We start from the raw sequence: 21,707 nt of genomic DNA, 5'->3' as shown, positions 1-21,707 counted from the left end.
TCTGAAGTCTGCGAATCGAGATGGTGGAATCCGCTATGCAGCATAGCCGGGCACTCCTTTTTATTATCGTAGCGTCATCCTGCGAACCAATTAATGGACGCAGCAGCGCTTGTTGAAAAAAGCATAGCCGAGACGAAAGCGCTTGCGCAAGCGCTTTTCTAACATCCTCTTCATGTCCTCTTTGATCGGGGCTTCCTTAAGAGATGGACATGGAAGTGCTTTTTGGAGAATTCCTCGAACAAAAAGGAAAGCGCTTGCGCAAGCGCTTTCCTTTCGACTATGTTGCTCGAACAAGAACACCGATGAGAGGTTTCAACTGCTTCTCAAATCGGTAGATAAGGAGTTAACAGCTATGCTGAGCACTGGATCTGAAAGCCCCCCTCCTGCCCTATTGGAAATGCATTCCATCTCGAAGTCATTCAATGGGGTGCGCGTCCTGCATGACATTGACCTCAGTATTTTCCCTGGACAAATCCACGCGCTAATGGGCGAAAACGGCGCCGGAAAATCCACTTTGATGAAAATACTATCGGGGGCCTATGTCGCCGACAGTGGCACTATACGAATCGATGGATGTGATATTCAAAACTATGGCGTGAACGATGCGAAGCGCCACGGCATATCCGTCATTTATCAAGAGCTCAGCTTGTGCGCGAATATGAGCGTGGTGGAGAACATCTACCTGGGTAGAGAGATTCGACGATGTGGGGTTATAAACCGCAAGGCAATGACCGAAGGTGCGCTCGTAGTACTAAAGCGACTTGGCGTCACATTTGATCCGCACGCACTGGTCGGTACCTTGTCGATTGCGGACCAACAACTTGTTGAAATCGCGCGTGCAATTCATGCCGATACGCGAATCCTGGTGATGGACGAGCCTACAACGCCGCTATCCACAAAAGAGACCGAAAGTCTTTTTACATTGATTCGCCAGCTACGTGATGATGGCGTCGCGATCATCTATATCAGCCATCGAATGGCCGAGATATACGCATTGTCCGATTTTGTTTCAGTGCTCCGGGACGGTCATTACGTTGGTTCGCTGGATCGCGTCACGCTGTCAGCTGAAACTCTGGTCCGCATGATGGTTGGCCGCGATGTTTCCGGCTTCTACGCCCATGAGCGTGCTTTGTGCTCTTACGAGCAACCGATACTGCGTGTTCGCAATCTTACAGATGACTTCAAAATTCAGGATTGCAGTTTCGATCTGTATGCCGGCGAAATTCTCGGGATTGCAGGACTGGTGGGTTCTGGAAGAACCGAACTTGCCCGATTAATCGCAGGCGTCGATGCGTACTCAGGCGGAAAGATTGAAATGGACGGCGAAGTTGTAGTCATACGCTCTCCTCGCGATGCAGGCAACGCAGGCATCGTCTATCTGACAGAAGACCGCAAAGCACTGGGCCTTTTTCTCGACATGAGTGTCCACGACAATATCAATGTATGTGTTGTGGGAAGTGATGCTCGATTTGCGGGGTTTGTGGACCGAACGGCCGGAACTGAACGTACCGAACAAGCAATCCAGGCACTCAATATCAAAGCGTCCTCAGATATCAATGTTGGAGCGCTGTCTGGAGGCAACCAGCAAAAAGTTTTGCTGGCTCGCCTGCTGGAGATGAAGCCCAGAGTATTGTTCCTCGACGAGCCTACATCGGGTGTCGACATTGGGGCTAAATCAGAAATATATAAAATCATCAATGCATTAGCAGCATCCGGCGTTTGCGTAGTGGTAATTTCAAGTGAACTACCAGAGATCGTTGGAATTGCCGACCGTGTATTGGTCATGTGTGAAGGTAAACTTGTCACCGAACTCGGTGGCCACAGCGGTCTTGATATCACACCTGAAGCCATTATCGCGTTTGCCACAGGCAGCGACAGGTTGACTCTAGCCAACGGAGACTTAGTCCAATGACTTCCCCACTGCAAAGCAAAGTAGCAAGTGACTTCACCACGTCTAGAGTACGAAGCATCGCCGAAGCTTCCACGCAGGATAAAATGCGCCAATTGATGAGAGTGGCGGGCATGCTGCCCGTATTGTTACTCCTTTGTGTGGGCTTTGGCCTGATGAGCGAGAGCTTTTTCTCGGTTCAGAATTTCTCAATCATCAGTCAGCAAGCCTCTATCAATGTGGTATTGGCGTCAGGTCTGACTTTCGTGATTTTGACAGGTGGAATCGACCTTTCGGTTGGTTCGATTCTGGCTGTTTCCGCAGTAGTGGCGCTATTGGTATCGCAAGTTCCGGGGTTTGCTCCCCTGGCCATCGCTGCCGGGCTTGGAGTCGGACTGCTACTAGGGCTCGTCAATGGTGTATTGGTCGCTTTTGGAAAGCTACCGGCGTTTATCGTCACGCTAGGCGGATTGACTGCGATGCGTGGAATCGCACGCCTCATCGGCGAAGACAAAACGGTTTTCAATCCTGACCTGTCCTTTGCTTACATTGGAAACGATACGTTGTTCGGGGTGCCATGGCTGGTTGTAATCGCGGTAGTAGTGGTTACTCTTTCGTGGGTTATTCTTCGACGTACGGTGTTAGGCGTACAGATTTACGCAGTGGGCGGCAATCCTGAGGCCGCACGGTTGTCGGGAATCAAAGTCTGGAAAGTCCTGTTATTTACTTATGCCCTGTCCGGTTTGTTGGCGGGCGTGGGGGCCATCATGACTTCCGCTCGACTGATGGCTGCTAACGGACTGCAAATGGGACAGTCTTATGAACTCGACGCTATCGCCGCCGTTATTCTGGGAGGCACGCGCTTTACAGGAGGCGTCGGCACTATCGTCGGTACGCTAATTGGCGCCCTGATTATCGCTACACTTTCCAATGGCCTGATATTGCTGGGAGTTTCGGATATCTGGCAATACATTATCAAAGGTGTTGTCATCATCGGAGCGGTAGCCCTCGATCGCTTTCGGCAGTCAGGTGCACGAACCTGAATCATATATAACCCCCCACACTCCAATAACAAGAGACAGTGCTCATGAAAAAAATAATATTTACCGCTGTTTGTACACTACTAGCATTTAGCAGCGCTCAAGCGCGAGAGTTGAAATCCGTCGGGATAACTGTTGGCTCGCTGGGTAATCCTTACTTTGTAGCGATGGTAGATGGCGCCAAAGCCGAGGCACTGCATATCAATCCAGCCGCAAAATTTATCTCAGTGTCGGCAGATTACGATTTGAATAAGCAGTTCACTCAAATCGATAACTTCATTTCTTCGGGCGTAGACTTGATTCTTGTCAACGCCGTCGACCCTGTCGCAATCGCGCCTGCGATTGCGAAAGCAAGGAAGGCAGGCATAGTGGTTGTGGGCGTAGATGTCATGGTGCAAGGTGCCAATGCCACGGTACAAACCGATAACGTCGAAGCCGGCAGGATTGTATGTCAGTACATCTCTGAGAAGCTGGGTGGCAAGGGTAACGTTATTATCCAGAATGGTACGCAAACTTCAGCAGTCCTGGACCGAGTCAATGGCTGTAAGAGTGTTTTCGCGCAGGCACCCGATATCAAGGTACTGTCTGATAATCAGGATGCCAAAGGCTCGCGCGAAGGTGGCTACAGCGTGATGCAAGGCGACTTGACTCGCTTTGCAAAAGTCGACGCGGTGTTCGCGATCAATGATCCCCAGGCCATAGGTGCAGACCTGGCAGCAAAACAACTCAAGCGCAAAGGCATCATTATCGCATCGGTGGATGGGGCTCCCGATATAGAGACTGCGCTCAAAAGCGATACACAGATCCAGGCATCCGCCTCTCAATCCCCTTGGGGCCAGGCACAACAGGCCGTAACGATGGGTTATGACCTGTTGAATGGCAAATCTTTGGAAAGCACAACGGTACTGCTTCAACCCTCACTGGTAACACGAGCCAACGTCATGGAATACAAAGGCTGGCAAGCTGACCACTGACCAATTGACCACTGAGCGATTGAATCAAATGACATAGGGGTCCCGGGAATGGCTGCTGCGAGGTGCTCGCAGCGGCCGAACGGCATGAAAATCCCTAGAGGGGCGAACCTACGGGAAACCTGAGCGACGGCTGCTGAGGAGAGATTTGGCATGTTTACCAAAACAAACACAATAGTAAGTACAGAGCTACTCAACTACGTTAAGGCTCTATCTGGGAATCGAATTGTCGTTGCGCTAGCGGGGCCGCCTGGTGCCGGCAAGTCCACCGTCTCTCAGGCCTTGGTAGAGGCTCTTAATAGCGTGATGCCGGGGAGCGCAGCTGTCGTTCCCGGGGATGGCTTTCATTACGATGACGAGGTTCTTGGATCCTTGAACCTTTTAGATCGTAAGGGCTCTCCCGATACATTCGATGTGGGTGGTTTCAGGAGTCTGCTGATACGGCTTCGTGCGAACAACGAACCAGCGGTTGCCGTTCCGGTATTCGATCGAATCCTGGAGATATCCCGTGCTGAAGGACAATTGATTTCCTCTGACGTGAAATATCTCATCGTGGAAGGAAACTACCTTCTATTAGACCTCGCCCCATGGTCGTCCTTAAAAGACTGTTTTGACGCCACCATAATGCTGCAAGCTGACCGCAAAACCCTGGAAGCGCGCCTGCTTGATCGATGGCGTTCATTGGGTTTCGATGAGTCTACTTCCTATGAAAAAGTTCATGGCAACGACCTTCCGAATGCCGACATTGTGATTTCGGCCAGCAATATCGCTGACTTCACGATCACAAATTAAGATCCACTTCCTCTCTTTTGAGAAAGAATCACGCCGTTAACCAAGAGCTTCCCTTAGCTGGCTTTTAACGCTGACAGGCCTATGAGCGCTATCAACAACTTGTAGTAACCCTTTAAAGAGCGAATGACTATGTATCTGGTATGTGGTGAAGCGCTGTTCGATTTCTTCAGTGAGAACGACGCCAGCGCTCCAGCTTCAAAAGTGAACTACAAAGCGATTGCCGGTGGTTCGCCGTTCAACGTCGCCGTCGGCTTGCGCCGTCTGGGCATCGACGTGGCGCTGTTCGCCGGGTTGTCCACCGATTACCTGGGCCGGCGTTTACAACAAGTGCTGCAGGAGGAAGGCGTGCGCCCGGACTACCTGCAGGACTTCGACGCACCGACCACCCTGGCGATGGTCGCCGTCGGTGCCGACGGCTCGCCGCATTACAGCTTCCGAGGCGAAGGCTGTGCCGATCGCCAGCTGTTGCCGGGGCATTTACCTGAATTAGGCGCTGAGGTGCGTGGGTTGCATATCGGCTCGTTCTCGCTAGTGGTGCAGCCGATTGCCGACACCCTGCTGGCCTTGGTCCGCCGGGAAAGCGGCAAACGCCTGATCAGCCTCGACCCCAACGTGCGACTCAACCCGGAACCGAATATCGAACTGTGGCGCGAACGCATCAACACTCTGGTCGAGCATGCCGACCTGATCAAGGTCAGCGACGAGGACCTGAACCTGCTCTACCCCGAGCGAGATCCGCAGAGCGTGATCCATGGCTGGCTGGAACACCGCTGCCAGCTGGTATTCCTCACCCGTGGCGGCCAGGGCGCAACGGTATTCAGTCGCCGCCATGGCAGTTGGTCGGCGCCGGCCTGCGTGGTGCTGATGGCTGATACCGTGGGCGCCGGCGACACCTTCCAAGCGGCGTTGATCGCCTGGCTGACCGAACAGCAGCTGGATTCAGTGGAGGGTTTGCAGCGCTTGAGTCGCGAACAGATCGACGCAATGCTCACTTTCGCCGTCAGCGCCGCCGCCCTGACCTGCGGCAAGACCGGGCCAGACTTGCCTTATCGGCATCAGTTGGATTGATATCTGGTCAGGATCTGTATCGCGGGCATTGCAGTTTTCGCGAGCAAGTCGGGTCGCCCCCACCGCAGCTTGACTTGGGCTGTGGCGAAGGCTGGCTGTTGCGGGCGCTGGCTGAGCGGACTATCAAGGTGATCGGCGTAGATGGTGACGCGACCTGGTCGAGACAGCGCGAGGACCACCGTACAATCTCCGTCTCGTATGGATGAAGGTGGTTTGTCGAATGTAAGGTCAGGTAGGCGGTGGGCGATACCTCTTTAAGGTTGCGCAATGTTGCGTCCGATTTAGGCCAATCCGGTGCGCCCAGATCGACCTCGTATCTACCGCCACATCACCTACAACTGTCGATCACGTGTTGGACGGTGACTGCGGAGTATCGGGATTGAGTTGCTGACGTCTGAATTGCCCGGGTGGCTGGCCATGTATCTGGCGAAAGCGTCGGGAGAAATAAGCCTCGTCAGCGAAACCGCACAACCTCGCCACCTCCCCCACCGGTCGTGTCCCATTGAGTAAATAATTGCGTGCCGCGTGCATCCTGCGCTCGAGCACCAGCTCAGTGAAAGTCTTGCCGATTTCCTTGCGCAACCAGTGCGTCAGGTACGTCGGTGACAGGTAGGTCGCAGCAGCCACCTTGATCAGGTTGAGATCGGGGTCGGCAATATTCTTGCGCAAGTATTCGGACATCCTGCTCAGCGCATCGCGTCGGCTGACTTCGGCGGCATTCTCTTCGGCCAACCGTTTGAGCAGCTCGGCATACAAGGCACAAACGCTCCCCACCAGTTGCAGCAACAACCCCTTGAGCATCTCGCGAGTGCCAAATTGACGGTTCTCATCCAGGACTCGCATCTGTTCGATCAGGGCACAGACTTTGCTGAAATCTTCATCGGCCAGAATGAAATCCAGATGCTCCTGAAAGCGAAACGGCGACAACTCCGGCGCCAGCAGAATCGAGACCTCCTCCAGATCCATCGGGTCGCACTGCAAATGCGGCAGCAGGAAGGTCTGGGAAAAATTGATCACCATGAAATTGCTGTCTTCCGGATGCGGAATCACGTGCACGCGATGCGGCAGGATGAAGGCCAGCGTATTGCGCGGAAACGGACGTTCGACGTTGCCGATGTGCTGCACGGTATCGCCACCGAGGTTGACCTGGATCTGGAAATACTCATGGCGATGCGGGCTGGTTTCGGCGCGCCGGCCCTTTTTGTCGCGGATGTAAAAGTCCGTCAATTCGCTGCGTTGCTGCATGACGTAAGTGGGTACTCGACTCGGTGACGACATCGCCTGAGGATCCTCGACAGGTACATGGGCAGGTTGTCGTCGCGCCGCGATGCAGGCGGCGACCGCGGTGATTGTGAAGGCAGACACCGCTGGCTTCAACATGTCATAGGATGACAATGAAATACAGAGAACTAATTTTATCCATGTGTGTTGTGTCGTCTGTCCAAAAGACAACGCGTACACAAAAATAATTAACCAATTAAAAACAATAACTTATGAACCATATGAGGCAGAACTGAGGAAATGAGCTGATTTTATTTTTCTTGGACACCTGCATTAATCGCCTTTTTCAGGAGAAAAAACGATCTAACGCCTCCGTTGATTTTAAGAGGTTGTACGACCACTGTAACAATCAATGCAGCCCGACCCTTCCAAAAACAATCAAAAGGTGCGCTCGTGATGAACCTGTTTTTTTCCCTCGCCAACCCTCCCCCGATCGAGCCAGTCCGAAGGCGTATCTGAGCGCCTGACAGTAGCTGTCCGCGCCTCTCATTCAAGTAGCGATTGCTCTGCCCCGGGACTGGGGGCATCGGCTTCGGCTGCGCGTCAACATCTCGATTCTTCTAACAATAAAGAGGTCTACTCATGTCGAACTCGCAAACCTCCCCGTCCACCGCGCCGTCGGTGAGTGCCGGCATCCAGGACGCTCTGCTGCCTCAGCGACTGCCGACGCGTCGGCGCTGGTTCATGCTGTCGTTGTTGCTGATTGCGACCATCATCAACTACATCGACCGCGTAAACATCTCGATTGCCGCACCGTTCATGGCCAAGGATCTGGGTCTGGACAAGATCGAAATGGGCCTGATTTTTTCCGCGTTTGCCTGGACCTACGCACTCGCCTTGGTCCCCGCCGGATTCATCGCCGATCGCTTCGGTTCCCGGTTCACTTACGGGGTGTCGCTGATCAGTTGGTCGACGGTCACCGTGTGCCAGGGCTTTGCCACCGGGTTCGCTTCGCTGTTCGGTCTGCGTCTGGCCGTCGGCGCCATGGAGGCTCCAGCCTTTCCGGCCAACAGCCGAGCGGTCACGGTGTGGTTCCCGGCCCGCGAACGGGGCCTGGCCAGCAGCATTTACGTGTGCGGCCAATATCTGGGCACGGCGCTGTTTACCGGCGTGCTGTTATGGCTGGCCACGACCTATGACTGGCGCCATGTTTTCTACAGCACCGGGATACTCGGCATTGTGTTCGGTGTGATCTGGCTCTACGTGTACCGCGATCCGCTGAGCTGCAAGAACGTCAGCCAGGAAGAACTGAAATACATCGAAGCCGGGGGAGGACTGGTCAAGAGCAGTCAGGAGCGCACCCGGTTCAACTGGCGGCAGATCGCCGAGCTGTTCAGCTATCGGCAGATCTGGGCGATTTGCATCGGCAAGTTCGCCAGCACCTCGGCGTTGTACTTCTTCCTGACCTGGTTCCCGACGTACCTGATCGAAGAACGCAAGCTGACCATGATCAAGGCCGGGATCTTCGCCGTGCTGCCGTTCGTGGGTGCAACGGTCGGCATTCTGCTGGCCGGCATCGTCTCCGACTTGCTGATACGCCGTGGTTACTCAATGTCCTTCGCTCGCAAGTTGCCATTGGTGGTCGGATCGATGCTGGGGATGTCGATCGTGCTGGTGAATTTCACCGACTCGAACGTGATTTGCATTGCCGTGTTGACCATCGCTTTTTTCGCCCAGGGAATCGCTTCGTCGTCGTGGGCGGCCGTATCGGAAGTCGCGCCCAAGGAACTGATCGGCCTGACCGGCGGGGTCACCAGTCTGGCCGCCAACATAGGCGGGATCGTCACTCCGATTGTGATTGGCGGGATCGTCCACGCAACAGGTTCGTTTGCCTACGCCTTCTGGTTCATCGGCGGGGTGGCGCTAGTCGGTACCTTGTCCTATTCGTTGCTGCTCGGTCGCTTGTATCGCATCGAACTCAAGGCGCGCTGAGCCAAGAAACCGTTTTTCTCCAACACGAGGCGGCATTCGTCCAACTTCGTAAAAGATTGCCGCCGTACGCTGACGCTTCTAACAGGACGACTACAAAAATGACGATGACCGAGTACGTGTTTACCCCGGATCTGCCCGTGACCTTGCCGGTTGCCGGCAGCCAGCAGCGCTTTCCCGTTGGCCGGGTATTTTGCGTCGGCCGCAACTACCCCTGGCCAGATACCCAAGGCCAGTCCCGCCAGCCGCCAGTGTTCTTTATGAAGCCGGCGAGCAACGTCGTGGATGCGACGGGTGAAGTGACTTTCCCGCCGTTGACCGAAGAGTTTGTCCACGAAATCGAATTGGTCGTGGCCATCGGTGAGGGCGGCGCCAATATTCCGGAGAGTCAGGCACTGGCCTATGTCTGGGGCTATGCCGCCGGTCTTGATCTGACCCGCCGTGATGTCCAGCGCGCGGCCAAAAGCAATGGCTTGCCGTGGGAAGGTGCCAAGGTGTTCGACGGCGCCGCGCCGATGACCGCCATCGTGCCGGTGACTCGCGCGGGACACCCGGACGGCGATTTGTGGCTGAACGTCAACGGCGAAGAGCGCCAGCGCGACAGCCTTGACAGCCAGATCTGGTCGGTCAGTGAAATCATCAGCCGCATCTCGCAGTCGGTAGCGCTGCGGGCCGGTGACTTGATCATGACCGGCAGCCCGGCAGGCGTCGATGTGCTGCAACCGGGCGACATCATCAACGCCGGGATCGACGGCATCGGCCAACTGGAAATGCGCGTCGGTCAGCGACCTTGAACCGGCACACGTCCTCGTGAATTGAAAAAGGAGATAACAACATGTCCAGTCCTTTGAAAGTGGCCCTGGTTACCGGCGCCGGTAGCGGAATCGGCCGCGCCGTGGCCCTGGGCCTGATGGCCGACGGATTCACCCTGGTGTTGGCCGGACGTCGGCCAGAGCCATTGCAGGCATTGGTCGAATGGGCGGTCAGCGAGGGACACGAAGCCTTGGCCGTGCCCACTGATGTGCGTGATCCGGCCAGTGTCGATGCGCTGTTTGCAACCATCACCGAGGTATACGGACGCCTCGACGTGGTGTTCAACAACGCCGGGGTCAACGTCCCCGCCGTGCCGCTGGATGAACTGACGTTCGAGCAGTGGCGCAACGTGATCGACACCAACCTCAACGGCGTTTTCCTCTGCGCCCGTGGAGCCTTCGCACTGATGCGCCGGCAACAGCCACAGGGCGGGCGCATCATCAATAACGGCTCGATCTCGGCCCATACCCCACGACCGTTCAGCAGCGCCTACACCGCCAGTAAACACGCGGTGCTGGGACTGACCAAATCCCTGGCCCTGGACGGGCGCGAATTCAACATCGTCTGCAGCCAGATCGACATCGGCAACGCCTTGACCGAAATGTCGGTGCGCATGACCAAAGGCGTGCGCCAGGCCAACGGCACCATCGCCGCAGAGCCGATGGTGGACGTCAAGCATGTGGCCGATGCCGTGCGCTACATCGCCGGTCTGCCACTGGAGGCGAACGTCCTGAACATGACCGTCATGGCTAGCGCCATGCCGTTTGCCGGTCGCGGTTGAACCGGCCTTTTTATTTCGTTACGCGAGGTCCACATGAAGCCAGAAGTCTTACAGCTCAGCCCGATCCTGATCCCTGAAATCAACGCTCGGCTCGATGAGCTGTTCACCATCAGACGTTACTTCCAGCAGGCCGACAAGCAGGCTTATTTGCAGGCACACGGCGCGAACATTCGCGGGGTGATCACCGGCGGGCATACCGGTATCAGCCAGGTGCTGATGGCGCAATTACCCAAACTGGAAGTGGTGGCGGTCAATGGCGTGGGTACCGATGCGGTGGATCTGGCATACGCCCGGGATCGAGGAATTCGCGTGACCGCAACCATCGGTGCGCTGACCGAGGATGTCGCCGACCTGGCCATCGGATTGTTGATTGCCGTGTGCCGGGGCCTGTGCACCAGTGATCGTTACGTGCGTTCGGCCCAATGGCCCCATAGCCCGACGCCGCTGGCCCCGTTGCCGTTGGCGCGTCAGGTGTCGGGCATGCGCATCGGGATCGTCGGCATGGGCCGGGTCGGCCGTGCAGTGGCGACCCGAGCCGCAGCGTTCGGCTGTCCGATCAGTTACACCGATCTTCAGCCGATGAGCGATGTGAACCACACTTTCATCGCCGATCTGAAGCAACTGGCCAGCAACAGTGATGCGCTGATTCTCGCGGCCGCTGCCGACAAGGCTGAAGCCATCATCAATGCCGAGGTGCTGCAGGCGCTGGGCAAGGACGGGTATCTGATCAACGTGGCGCGCGGCAAGCTGGTCAACGAGGTCGATCTGGTGGCGGCGCTTGCCGCTGGTGAGATCGCGGGTGCGGCGCTGGATGTGTTTGTCGATGAACCGAACGTACCCGAAGCACTGTTTGGTAACGAGAACGTGGTGCTGCAGCCCCATCGCGCGAGTGCGACGCTGCAGACTCGCACGCGAATGGGAGAGATGGTGGTGGCGAGCCTGGTGGACAGTTTCGCCGGGAGAATACCGCAGGGGTCAGTGACTGACTGAACGTTGGCCGCCGAGGAGACGTTGCGTCCGCTCCACGTGAGAGGGCATGCCCCAGCGACTCGATTACAAGCAACCCGGCCCCTTCAGACATAACGAAGCCGTCACGATCGCGATCAAAGGACGTGATGCCTCCTGCGGACGCTGGGCAAAACCAGTGGATAACGCGCGGGTCGCAGCAAAACAACCCAGGGGCAGATCTGAATAAGGAACTGACCAAGACCGCGTCCACACAGTACTCATTGGTTGAGCGGTTTAACCGATAACCGATCAATACTTATGGAGAGGCCCGCCTTACGCGGGCTTTTGCCCGCGCTTTCGTATCCGCCCTGTCATGCCTTCGTCACATCCACCAAGCACAATGCGGTCAGCCAAAAGGATTTGGCCCTATCGACAGAGAGCCTGGCTAAGTGCCGGTTTTTTTCGTTCCAGCGACATGCTTTTCACGAAGTGCTCACAGAACGGAGCGCGGATTGAACGGACAAAAGGATTTGACCCCATACAGAGAGCCCGCCATCCGCGGGCTTTTTGTTGTCAGACATTCCCGCTGCTAAGCTCCCCACTCTCTCGAGTAGAGTCGAAGCTATGCCCTCCCCGAATACTCGCTGCCGGATGTCCTCGAACGTCTGTACCAAAACCAGCTGGCCTTAGAAGCGGCCGTTATGGAGTTGACCTTGAGGGTCACGCCAAGGTGCGACGGATACTGGGCAAACGACGACGTGATCGAGGTCGTCCGACTCCGTCATGACGCCATGGAAGTGCAGTTGCACCTGCCTACCGACTAACGTGCTCGAACGTCCTGCGCAATGCATGTAACGCTGAGGCATTTCTCAAGGCACAAAAAAAGCCACTCATCTGAGTGGCTTTTTTCTGAATCTTGGAGCGGGAAACGAGACTCGCATCCCCGACCCATTGAAATCTAAGAGGTTTCTTTTATTCCTGAAGTAGGAATGGACTTGATTCTGGACTTGTTTTCAGGGTGTATCAAGAGCAAAAAAGGAGTGAATCCACGCCCCGCTATCGCCCGGCGTGCATCGAGATTGGCTGTATGGCTCATGCTAGGCGCAAGTTCTTCGACCTGTAATCTAAAAATCCTTAGCCGCTATGCGGCAAGCTCGACGTAGCTAGACTCCCCTCCTCCAGTCGCGCCCGACAACCAACCCCATACGAAGGTCAGAGTGGTACGTCCTGCGTGATCAACGCCTACTGTGCCACGCGACCAGCCGGCAAGAATCTCGCCATCTGTAGTCAAGCACTGATAAAGAAGCTCAATGGTATCGGGACCAGTCACGCGCCCGACTTGACTGCCGATGCGGATCCGGCCGCCTTGGTATGTGCTCGAAATGGCATCCTCCTCGACGTGGTAATGAAACACTGTGCCCGTACCGGATAGCCCATGGGCGTTTTCCGCTACCGTAAATCGACGATTGTTCAAACACTCGCTGATTTGAGAAAAGGAAATTTCCATAAATGACGCGTCCTTTAGTCGGTTTCATTCCAGCCTTCAATTACCTTAAGCCATTTTGTCGCGACTGATGAAGGCACTGCTTTGGCTATCTCTGGAGCTTCGAACTCACGACGATAAAAAGCAAGATTGATTCACCGCGTGCTTGCGGAGATCGCTCGCCAAACGCGGCCTCCCCCATAACTCACCGCCCCACATCTAATGCAAAAAACCCGAATCCTATTTCGCCGTAATCACCGACAGCTTGGTAATCCCCGCCCGCTCGATCGAGGCCATCGCCCGCGCCACTTCGCCATAATTCACCCCGTTGTCCGCCTGCAGTTGCACGCGCACATCGGGATTTTTCGCCTTGGCCGCCTGCAGGTTGAACTCGAGCTGGCCCACCTGGATCTCGTCCTTGTTGATGAACACCTTGCCCTTGTCATCGATGCTCACCACCAGCGGATCTTTCTGCTCCACCGGCGCCACCGACTCGGTCTTCGGCAGGTTGATCGGAATTGCGTTAGTCAGCAGTGGCGCGGTGACGATGAACACCACCAGCAGCACCAACATGACGTCTACCAGGGGGGTGACGTTGATCTCGCTGAGCACTTCATCGCTGTCTTGTGTGGAAAATGCCATCTCAGGAAGCCTCCTTGACTTGCTGTCCGGCGACGCTGGCGCCGGACTTGCTCAGCACCGGGTGCAGCAGCACGCGGAACGCGTTTTTTTGCGCCAGGTTGTAGAAGTCGTGGGCGAAGTCATCCAGGTCGGCGGCCGTCAGTTTCAGACGACGCAGGAAGTAGTTGTAAACCAGCACGGCCGGCACCGCGACGGCGATCCCGACGCCGGTGGCAACCAGTGCGGCACCGATCGGCCCGGCCACGGTTTCCAGGCTCGCCGAACCCGCCGCACTGATGCCCTTCAAGGCAGACATGATCCCCCAGACGGTGCCGAAAAGACCGATAAAGGGCGAGGTGCTGCCAACGCTGGCGAGGATGGCCAGGCCGCTTTCCAGCGAGCGACGTTCTCGCACGATCTGCTGGCGCAGGGCGCGTTCGAGACGGTCTTGATGGTTGATCGACTGACTGAGGTCGGTGTTCTGGTTATCGCTGACCTGAATCGCCGCATAACCGGCCAGTGCGACACGAGCGGCGGCGCCCGGTTGGCTATGGGCCAATTCGGCGGCGGAATCGAGGCTGGAAGCCGCCCAGAAGTGTTTATGGAATTTGCGGTCCTGCGTCTTGAGCCGGGTGAACTGCACGCCCTTGAGCAAGGCAAGGCCCCAGGTGGCCACGGAAAAGAGGATCAACAGCCAGATGACGGCGTGTTCGATGGATTCGAAAGGGGATGCGATCAGGTTCATGTTCAGGCTCTCCAACAAGGCAATGGATCGGTTGTAGCGATGCGCCTTTTTGTCAGGTGGCCCGCGGTTCTATCGATGGGGTTGAGTTACTTGATTTTGAAGTCGATGGGCACGCTAACCCAGCCGTCCTGGGCAATATCACCCTGCTTGGCCGGGACGAAACTCCAGCGCTTGACCGCGGCCAGTGCGGCGTCATCGAGTTGATCGCGGCCACTGCTTTTCTGGATCTGGATTTCACCGGGTTTGCCGCTGGCCAGGACATGCACCCGCAGCAGCACCGTGCCTTCCCAGCCGCGACGCATCGCCAGCGAGGGGTACTCCGGCACCGGGTTCTTCAGGTAACCGGCGCTGGCGGACGCCGGGGTCACCGGTTTGGGTGCGGGTGGTGCCGGAGGGGCTGGCGCGGCGACCGGTTGTGGCGGCGCGGGCGGTGCCGCTGGCTGCTCCACTGGCTTGGCCAGGGGCACCGGCTTGACCACGGGCTTGGGCTTGGGTTTGGGGACGGGCTTGGGTGGAGGTGGCTTGACCGCCAACTCATCTTCAACCGGTGGCGGTGGTTCGACCACTGGCTGCGCAATCGGCTCGGGCGGTGGAGGCTCCACCACCGGGGGTGCCGGCTGCGAAAACTCGATGGCCATCGGCGGGATTTCCGGCGGCACCACCGGTAGGGCCGGCGGCGGAGTCTGGTTGACCCAGACAATCACCGCGCCATGCAGCACCAGCGCGAACACTCCCAGCAAGACCCCTTCGCGAAGACTCAACACACGCTTGGGCGTACTGTGCAGCCGTGACAGTGCCAGGGGTTCGCGGAAAACCCGGCCAAGGTCGAACAGCTCGCCACCGGGTGCCGGGTGCCGAAACACCTCTAGGGCACTTGCGGCGCTCTGGACATTGCCCATTCATTGACTCCTGTAAACATTCAAATTGAACACGCGCCTGGACCCGGGCTAACGTGCTGGCTCCGATTGCGTTAATGTCAAAGGCACCAGGGAAAACACCTGATCATCCGTCAGCTTTTGCACATCGACACGATGGGGAAAAATGTTCTTTTCCACGAACAAGTCATCGACTTGCTGCAGCGCTTGAACATCCCGTGGCTCGAGCGGCACTAGCGCTTCATCCCCCCAGCTGCGTAATCGCTGCGAGACTTCCAGGGGAATATCGTTGACCTTGGCGAAGACTCGCGCGTACTCGTCAGGATTCTGCCGGGCCCATTCGAATGCCTTGGCGAAGCGCTGCAATACGTCGCTAAGCGCTTTGCGCTTGAGCGGGTCGGTGAGCACTTCATCGGAAGCCGTGATGAAGGTCAGCCCGGTGTTGATCCCCTCGCCGCTGATCAGTACCCGGGCGCCCTGCTGCTCGGCAAACGCCTGATAAATCCCGAAGGTGGCCCAGGCTTCGATCTTGCCGGCGTTGAATGCGGACAAGGCATCGGTCGGCAGTACAAATCCGACGTTGACGTCTTTCTCATCGACCCCGGCATTGGCCAGCGCGCGAATCAACAGATATTGGGAAATGCTGCCGCGGGCCGAAGACACCACGACATTTCGGCCTTTCAAATCGGCCACGGTGCGGATATCCGAATCGGCTGGAAGCAGGATCGCAATGCCCCTCGATTGACTACGCCGTACCGCGACGATGCGCAATGGCGTGCCCCCGGTCGCGGCGGCAAGCACCGGGGTGTCACCGGCAGGCCCCAGATCAACGGCACCGGCGCGCAAGGCTTCGAACAAGGGAGCGGCACCCTGGAAGTTCGCCCACTCAACTTTGTAGTCAATGCCCTCCAACGCATTCGCCGCCTCGACCACGGTGCGCAAGCCCTTGGCTTGATCGCCCAGAATCAGCTTCACGCCGGACAAGTCTGACTTGGCGGTGGATGGAGCTTTGGTCTCGACGGCATCGCCGCAGCCGCTGAGCAGCAACGCCGCGCCAGACAGCATCAATATCGCCGATATCCAGACACGTATTGGCATAACGCAACCTCCCTGTTTCAAACGATCAACCATGGGCAAACCGTCGGACAGTGCTGTTCGTGAGCTGACGTTCAGCCACGGCAACGGTTTCCACTTCAACCCCCAACAAACTCAGCAAGCGCGCACGGATTTCCTGAAAACCTTCCTGGCCGCTGTCTCGAGCCCGCGGCAGATCGATCGACAATTGTTCGGCGATCTTGCCGTTGGCGAGCACGATCACCCGGTCGGCCAGCAGGATGGCTTCATCCACGTCATGAGTTACCAGCAGCACGGCCGGATTGTGTTTGCGCCACAACTCGATGATCAACCGATGCATGCGAATCCGCGTCAGAGCATCGAGCGCGGCAAAGGGTTCGTCGAGCAGCAACAGCTTGGGCTCGCGCACCAGACCTCGGGCCAGCGCCACCCTTTGCGCTTCACCGCCGGAGAGCGTGGCCGGGTAAGCTTCAAGCCGATGGGCCAGCCCCACTTCCGTCAGCGCCTGAACGGCACGGGCCTTGGCATCCGGGATGCGCAGACCGAGAATCACGTTCTTCCAGGCGCGCTTCCAGGGCATCAATCGGGGCTCCTGAAACACCGCGGCCCGTGCCTTGGGCACCAGCAGTTGACCGCTGTCGATACTGTCCAGGCCGGCCAGGCTGCGCAGCAAGGTGGTCTTGCCCGAACCACTGGCCCCGAGCAGCGCGACGAATTCGCCCGGTGCGATGTCCAGGTCCAGGCCATCGATGACCCGTTGCTGGCCGAATTGGCGCACCACATTACGCAGTTGTACCGGTGCTTCTGTCTGCAGGTTTTTTGCGGCGATAGTCGACATGTCAGTTCCTCACAAAAGATGGGCGCCAGGCCAGGGCAAAACGCTCCAGCACGCGGATCAGTCCGTCGATCAATAAGCCGAGGACGCTATAAATCAGCAGGCAAATGACGATCACGTCGGTGCGCATGAAATCCCGCGCATCACTGGCCAGAAAACCGATGCCGGCGGTGGTGTTGATCTGTTCGACGAACACCAGGGCCAGCCAGGAAATCCCCAGGGAGTAACGCAGGCCGACAAAGAATGAGGGCAAGGAACCCGGCAGGATCACATGCCAGATCAACTCGCGACGATTCAGGCCCAGGGTGTTGGCGGCCTCGATCAGTTTGGGGTCGATGTTGCGAATCCCGGCGAACAGGTTCAGGTACACCGGGAAGGTCGTACCGGTGACGATCAGCGCGATCTTGGTGAACTCGCCGATGCCGAACCAGAGAATGAACAACGGCACCAGTGCCAGGGAAGGAATGGTGCGCAGCATCTGCATCGGCGAATCGAGGATTACCTCGCCGCGCTTCGACAAGCCGGTGATCAGCGCCGCCACGACGCCGACGCTGACCCCGATGCTCAAGCCCAGCAGCGCGCGCTGCAGTGACACCAGCAAATGCTTGCCCAGCTCCCCGGACACAATCATCGCCCAGAGGGTTCCGCCTATTTGCGAGGGTGCGGCGATGATCCGTTGTGGGATCAGGCCGAGCTGCGACGCCAGTTCCCACAAGAGCAGCAACGCAATCGGGCTGAGCAGGCGCAGAAAGACTTCGGGGGTTCGCCAGTTGTGTAACCAGTCGGGGATCAGCTTCGACGCACCCTGGCTTTCAACAGCCTTGCTGACGGAAAACGAGCTACTAGTGCTCTGCGTATCGAAGGTCTTTTCGGTCATCAGGCTTCCTTCCTCATCAAGAATATGGCTTCGGATTCATGCTATTCGCATAAAAAACGCCAGTGAAATTCTTTTTGGGAATAACCTAATATGATTAAAAATCAGATAGAAAATAATCCAGATAAATTATTTGCATAATTGAACCCTGCAACCCACGTCCCGTGGCGGATACATTCCTGACGCCCATTAAAATGCGTATTACTGATATATACAATTTTATATGATTCATTTATTTAATAATTAACTTAGAACAAAACGGCATTTCACAGCCCTGCCCGCTGCGCCTACTTTCGACGTCACAGACCCGACCCCCTGCCCGGTGGAGGCTTGAATCACGCCTATCCAAAGACAAGGAACTCAGCATGAGCATCGAATTTATCGGTTACATCGGCGGCCACCAATCCTCGGAAATCCACCCTCGCAGCGGCCCGGTGTTGCAGCCCGAGTATGTGGAGACCGTCGCCCGCGCCCATGAGGAAGCCGGTTTCGACCGAGCCCTGGTGGCGTTTCACTCCAACAGTCCGGACAGCACGCTGATTGCCTCACACGCAGCCAGTGTGACGAAAAAGCTAAAGTTCCTGATTGCCCATCGACCGGGATTCGCCGCCCCGACCCTGGCCGCGCGACAGTTCACCACCCTCGACGTGTTCAATGGTGGGCGCACCGCCGTGCATATCATCACCGGCGGCGATGATCACGAATTACACGCCGATGGAAGCTACATCGGCAAAGACGAGCGCTACGCCCGCACTGATGAATACCTCGATGTGCTACGTCAGGAATGGACCCGCGAAAAGCCCTTCGATTATCAGGGCCAGTACTACCAGGTCGAGGGTGCGCACTCGCAAGTGAAGTCGCCGCAACAGCCGCACATTCCGCTGTATTTTGGTGGTTCATCGGCGGCGGCCATCGCCGTGGCGGGCAAGCATGCGGACGTTTACGCGCTGTGGGGCGAAACCTACGAACAGGTGCGCGAAGTGGTGAATCAAGTGCGCGCCGAGGCGGCCAGGCATGGGCGCAGCATTCGTTTCAGCCTGTCGTTGCGACCGATTCTGGCCGACACCGAAACGCAAGCCTGGGAACGTGCCGAGCGCATCCTGCAACAGGCCACCGCCCTGGCCGAACAGAGTGGCTTCGTTCGCCGTGAGCCACTGAACGAAGGGTCCCGACGCTTGCTGGCGGCCGCTGCCCAAGGCTCGCGTCTGGATAAGCGCCTGTGGACCGGGATCGCCGGTCTGCTCGGCGCACAAGGCAATTCGACCTCGCTGGTCGGCACCCCGGAACAAGTGGCCGAAGCCCTGATCGACTACTACGACCTGGGCATCACCACGTTCCTGATCCGCGGCTTTGACCCACTTGAAGACGCCATCGATTATGGCAAGCGCCTGATCCCGCTGACCCGTCAACTGGTGGCCGAACGGGAACGGCAAGCGGCGGAAAAAGTGGCTTGAAAGCACTGAGTATGTAGGGTGTTCACAAGGATTGTGTTCACCACCAATCCCTGTAGGAGCAAAGCTTGCTCGCGAAGACGGCGGCACATTCAACAGAGATGTTGACTGACAGACCGTTTTCGCGAGCAAGCTTCGCTCCTACATTTTGATCGGCAGTGATCGCAAGTTTTGTGTCTGACACATCACCCCTGCGTTCTCAGCGATCCCTGTGGAAACAGACTCAGTTCTTGTACTCGATATCAGTCCTTTCCAACTGCCGAATCAGCGCATCCCAGTGCCGCGCAACACCCGGCCCGTCGCCACTTTTGAATACCTCTGCCTGCTTTTCAACCTTGGCCACCACTTCGGCCGGCGGGAAGATCAAGTCGGCATTGCCGCCAGCCTGCGCCGCGATCTGAATGTTGCAGGCACGTTCCAGGCCGTGCAGTTGCTGAAAGGCATGTTCAACACTGACACCTGCGGTCAGCAGCCCGTGGTTGCGCAGGATCAGCACGCTTTTGTCCCCCAGGTCCGCCACCAACCGTTCACGCTCGTCCAGGTCCAGGGCGATGCCTTCGTAACCGTGATAGGCCACCCGCCCGGAAAAACCGATGGAGTGCTGCGAGATCGGCAACAGCCCGTCGCGCTGCGCCGACACCGCGATGCCGTCGCGGGTGTGGGTATGCAGGACCGCTTGCAGGTCGGGACGCGCCCCGTGAATGGCGCTGTGGATCACATAACCGGCGTAGTTGATGCCCAGGCCGGTAGGGTCGTCGACGATGGTGCCGTCGATGTCGACCTTGACCAGGTTGGAGGCGCTGATCTCATCGAACAACAACCCGAAGGCATTGATCAGGAAATGTTCCTCAGGCCCCGGCACCCGCGCGGAAAAGTGCGTGTAGATGTGGTCAGTCCACTTGAACAACGCTGCCAACCGATAGGCTGCGGCCAGTTTGACCCGCACTTCCCATTCTTCGGGAGTGACGCGCTGGCGAACATTTTTCGAGACGCTGGATAACGGGCTGACGCTGCTCATGGCTAAACCTCCTGGATGGTCTTAAGGATTTCCAGTCAGCCTAGGGGATGCCAAAAAATAATAAAAAGCACATTTTAATCTAAGCTAATTATCATTTTTTTTTATGTCTTCAATTGCTCGTCATGCCGCACTCTTGATCTTCTGCAGCGACCCGGCGACCAGTTTGCCAAAGGCATCGACTGGCCCTTGCAGGTTGCCGAGAAAATGCGGGTAGATCAGCCACAGGTCCATCACCGGTTTGAAATCCTTGAGCGGCATCACCGCCAACTGATCGAAATGCGCACTGCGCTCCAGCAACGGACGCGGCACCAGCCCGAGCCCCAGACCGTCGGCGACCAGGCCCAGTTGCAACTCGGTACCGAAGGTTTCCAGATTGACCCGCAGAGCCAATCCTTGATCTGACAGAGTGCGTTGCAACCCGGCGCGGAAACCACAGCCGTCAGGGTTGAGAATCCAGCCACTCTGGTAAACGTCGGCGAGTTTGCACGGACGCTTGGGCACTTGCGCCTTGGCGCAGACCACCACCAGTTCCATCTTGCCAATGGACTCACCGACGATGTTGTCCGGGAAAATCTTGCCCGCCGGGAACAGCGCCGCCGCGGCATCCAGTTCACCGCGTTCGATCTTGCCGACCAGTTGACTGCCCCACCCTGTCGCCACCTGTGCGCGCAATTCGGGGTATTCGACGCGCAGATACTTGAGGGCATCGAGCAGCACCACATCGCCGATGGTTTGCGGAACGCCCAGGCGCAGCAGCCCGGTGGGCGGCGCATCGGTGGCCACCAGTTCGCGCAACGCATCCATTTCCCGCAGGATCAAACGGCACTGTTCATACACCCGCGTGCCGATCAACGTGGGCTTGAGCGGCTTGGTGTTGCGGTCGAAAAGCTCCACGCCCAACGCCTGCTCGAAGTTCTGCACACGCCGGGTAATGGCCGGCTGGGTCAGCTGCAACGACTCGGCCGCATGGCTGATGGACTGGCAACGAATCACCTCGACGAAGGCATCGATATCATCAATTTTCATTTGGCCCGCACATAGAGAACAGTCAATAAGATGTCTGAAAAGCATAGTTCTATTGCTGGAATCTGGATAGCCCGGCGCGCTCCCCGGCCCCTATCGATAACGTCTAACGCTATTAAATCGAGCTCTTAATTCCTTCCAGCTATAACCTAATCATTAAAAAATAGCATATTAAGAACCATCATTATGCTTAGATA

At 57.1% G+C, this 21,707-nt stretch carries 20 protein-coding genes and 2 pseudogenes; 11 read left to right on the top strand and 11 right to left on the bottom strand.

The features are described from left to right. Positions 1-352 precede the first annotated feature (352 nt). The 6 genes and pseudogenes from BK662_RS03785 to BK662_RS35130 form a co-directional block, all read left to right on the top strand. Entirely contained in the window at positions 353-1,912 is a 1,560-nt protein-coding gene (locus BK662_RS03785; RefSeq protein WP_123356829.1) for a sugar ABC transporter ATP-binding protein, read from the top strand. Continuing rightward, on the top strand, positions 1,909-2,931 hold the full coding sequence (locus BK662_RS03780) for an ABC transporter permease subunit (RefSeq protein ID WP_123356827.1): 1,023 nt from the start codon (positions 1,909-1,911) through the stop codon (positions 2,929-2,931). Before BK662_RS03785 ends, BK662_RS03780 begins: the two co-directional genes overlap by 4 nt. Before the next feature lie 44 nt (positions 2,932-2,975). Beyond that, complete coding sequence (locus BK662_RS03775; RefSeq protein ID WP_008073813.1) at positions 2,976-3,902, top strand: ABC transporter substrate-binding protein; 927 nt, start codon at positions 2,976-2,978, stop codon at positions 3,900-3,902. A 150-nt stretch (positions 3,903-4,052) separates the two neighbouring features. Further along, positions 4,053-4,691 carry a nucleoside/nucleotide kinase family protein gene (locus BK662_RS03770; protein ID WP_123356824.1) on the top strand — a complete coding sequence of 213 codons (639 nt, stop codon included), beginning with the start codon at positions 4,053-4,055 and terminating at the stop codon, positions 4,689-4,691. A 129-nt stretch (positions 4,692-4,820) separates the two neighbouring features. After that, complete coding sequence (locus tag BK662_RS03765) at positions 4,821-5,759, top strand: carbohydrate kinase family protein (RefSeq protein ID WP_123356823.1); 939 nt, start codon at positions 4,821-4,823, stop codon at positions 5,757-5,759. A 56-nt stretch (positions 5,760-5,815) separates the two neighbouring features. Continuing rightward, positions 5,816-5,914: pseudogene (locus tag BK662_RS35130) on the top strand (methyltransferase domain-containing protein); the annotation flags it as partial. A gap of 190 nt (positions 5,915-6,104) precedes the next feature. Here BK662_RS35130 and BK662_RS03755 read toward each other — a convergent pair. Next, on the bottom strand, positions 6,105-7,037 hold the full coding sequence (locus tag BK662_RS03755; RefSeq protein ID WP_123356821.1) for a helix-turn-helix transcriptional regulator: 933 nt from the start codon (positions 7,035-7,037) through the stop codon (positions 6,105-6,107). Between the two features lie 585 nt (positions 7,038-7,622). On the opposite strand from BK662_RS03755, the gene BK662_RS03750 reads away from it, so the two are divergent. The 4 genes from BK662_RS03750 (at position 7,623) to BK662_RS03735 (ending at position 11,553) form a co-directional block, all read left to right on the top strand. Further along, entirely contained in the window at positions 7,623-8,972 is a 1,350-nt protein-coding gene (locus BK662_RS03750) for an MFS transporter (protein ID WP_123356819.1), read from the top strand. Positions 8,973-9,070: 98 nt separating this feature from the next. Beyond that, entirely contained in the window at positions 9,071-9,763 is a 693-nt protein-coding gene (locus BK662_RS03745; protein WP_123356817.1) for a fumarylacetoacetate hydrolase family protein, read from the top strand. Between the two features lie 41 nt (positions 9,764-9,804). Continuing rightward, positions 9,805-10,563 carry an SDR family oxidoreductase gene (locus BK662_RS03740; protein WP_123356815.1) on the top strand — a complete coding sequence of 253 codons (759 nt, stop codon included), beginning with the start codon at positions 9,805-9,807 and terminating at the stop codon, positions 10,561-10,563. Positions 10,564-10,596: 33 nt separating this feature from the next. Beyond that, on the top strand, positions 10,597-11,553 hold the full coding sequence (locus tag BK662_RS03735) for a 2-hydroxyacid dehydrogenase (protein ID WP_123356814.1): 957 nt from the start codon (positions 10,597-10,599) through the stop codon (positions 11,551-11,553). 28 nt (positions 11,554-11,581) lie between these two features. Here BK662_RS03735 and BK662_RS03730 read toward each other — a convergent pair. The 8 genes and pseudogenes from BK662_RS03730 to BK662_RS03695 all read right to left on the bottom strand — a co-directional run. Further along, a pseudogene (locus tag BK662_RS03730) lies at positions 11,582-11,742 on the bottom strand (beta-ketoacyl synthase N-terminal-like domain-containing protein); the annotation flags it as partial. 910 nt (positions 11,743-12,652) lie between these two features. Then, positions 12,653-13,018, bottom strand: a complete 366-nt coding sequence (locus tag BK662_RS03725; protein ID WP_123356812.1) for an avidin-fold protein — start codon at positions 13,016-13,018, stop codon at positions 12,653-12,655. A 216-nt stretch (positions 13,019-13,234) separates the two neighbouring features. Then, complete coding sequence (locus tag BK662_RS03720; protein WP_123356810.1) at positions 13,235-13,636, bottom strand: ExbD/TolR family protein; 402 nt, start codon at positions 13,634-13,636, stop codon at positions 13,235-13,237. A gap of 1 nt (position 13,637) precedes the next feature. Next, positions 13,638-14,360 (bottom strand): MotA/TolQ/ExbB proton channel family protein, encoded by a 723-nt coding sequence (locus BK662_RS03715; RefSeq protein ID WP_123356808.1) that lies wholly within the window; start codon positions 14,358-14,360, stop codon positions 13,638-13,640. Positions 14,361-14,446: 86 nt separating this feature from the next. Then, positions 14,447-15,259 carry an energy transducer TonB gene (locus tag BK662_RS03710; protein WP_123356806.1) on the bottom strand — a complete coding sequence of 271 codons (813 nt, stop codon included), beginning with the start codon at positions 15,257-15,259 and terminating at the stop codon, positions 14,447-14,449. A 48-nt stretch (positions 15,260-15,307) separates the two neighbouring features. Next, positions 15,308-16,333, bottom strand: coding sequence for an ABC transporter substrate-binding protein (locus BK662_RS03705; RefSeq protein WP_123356804.1), 1,026 nt, complete (start codon positions 16,331-16,333; stop codon positions 15,308-15,310). A 25-nt stretch (positions 16,334-16,358) separates the two neighbouring features. Continuing rightward, entirely contained in the window at positions 16,359-17,147 is a 789-nt protein-coding gene (locus BK662_RS03700) for an ABC transporter ATP-binding protein (RefSeq protein WP_123356802.1), read from the bottom strand. 1 nt (position 17,148) lies between these two features. Then, positions 17,149-18,021 carry an ABC transporter permease gene (locus BK662_RS03695; protein WP_123356800.1) on the bottom strand — a complete coding sequence of 291 codons (873 nt, stop codon included), beginning with the start codon at positions 18,019-18,021 and terminating at the stop codon, positions 17,149-17,151. A gap of 362 nt (positions 18,022-18,383) precedes the next feature. Between BK662_RS03695 and BK662_RS03690 the strand changes: the two genes are divergently transcribed. Then, positions 18,384-19,472, top strand: a complete 1,089-nt coding sequence (locus BK662_RS03690; RefSeq protein WP_123356798.1) for an LLM class flavin-dependent oxidoreductase — start codon at positions 18,384-18,386, stop codon at positions 19,470-19,472. Positions 19,473-19,692: 220 nt separating this feature from the next. Here BK662_RS03690 and BK662_RS03685 read toward each other — a convergent pair whose 3' ends face one another. Continuing rightward, positions 19,693-20,487, bottom strand: a complete 795-nt coding sequence (locus tag BK662_RS03685) for a class II aldolase/adducin family protein (RefSeq protein WP_123356796.1) — start codon at positions 20,485-20,487, stop codon at positions 19,693-19,695. A 120-nt stretch (positions 20,488-20,607) separates the two neighbouring features. Then, a complete protein-coding gene (locus tag BK662_RS03680) occupies positions 20,608-21,513 on the bottom strand; it encodes a LysR family transcriptional regulator (protein ID WP_123356794.1) in 906 nt (301 codons plus the stop codon). Positions 21,514-21,707 lie beyond the last annotated feature (194 nt).

The sequence above is a fragment of the Pseudomonas frederiksbergensis genome (genome assembly GCF_003732275.1).
In the GTDB taxonomy this organism is placed as follows: Bacteria; Pseudomonadota; Gammaproteobacteria; order Pseudomonadales; family Pseudomonadaceae; genus Aquipseudomonas; species Aquipseudomonas frederiksbergensis_H.
The sequence above is the reverse complement of the archived record's forward strand: the minus strand, read 5'-3'. Positions and strand labels throughout refer to the sequence as shown.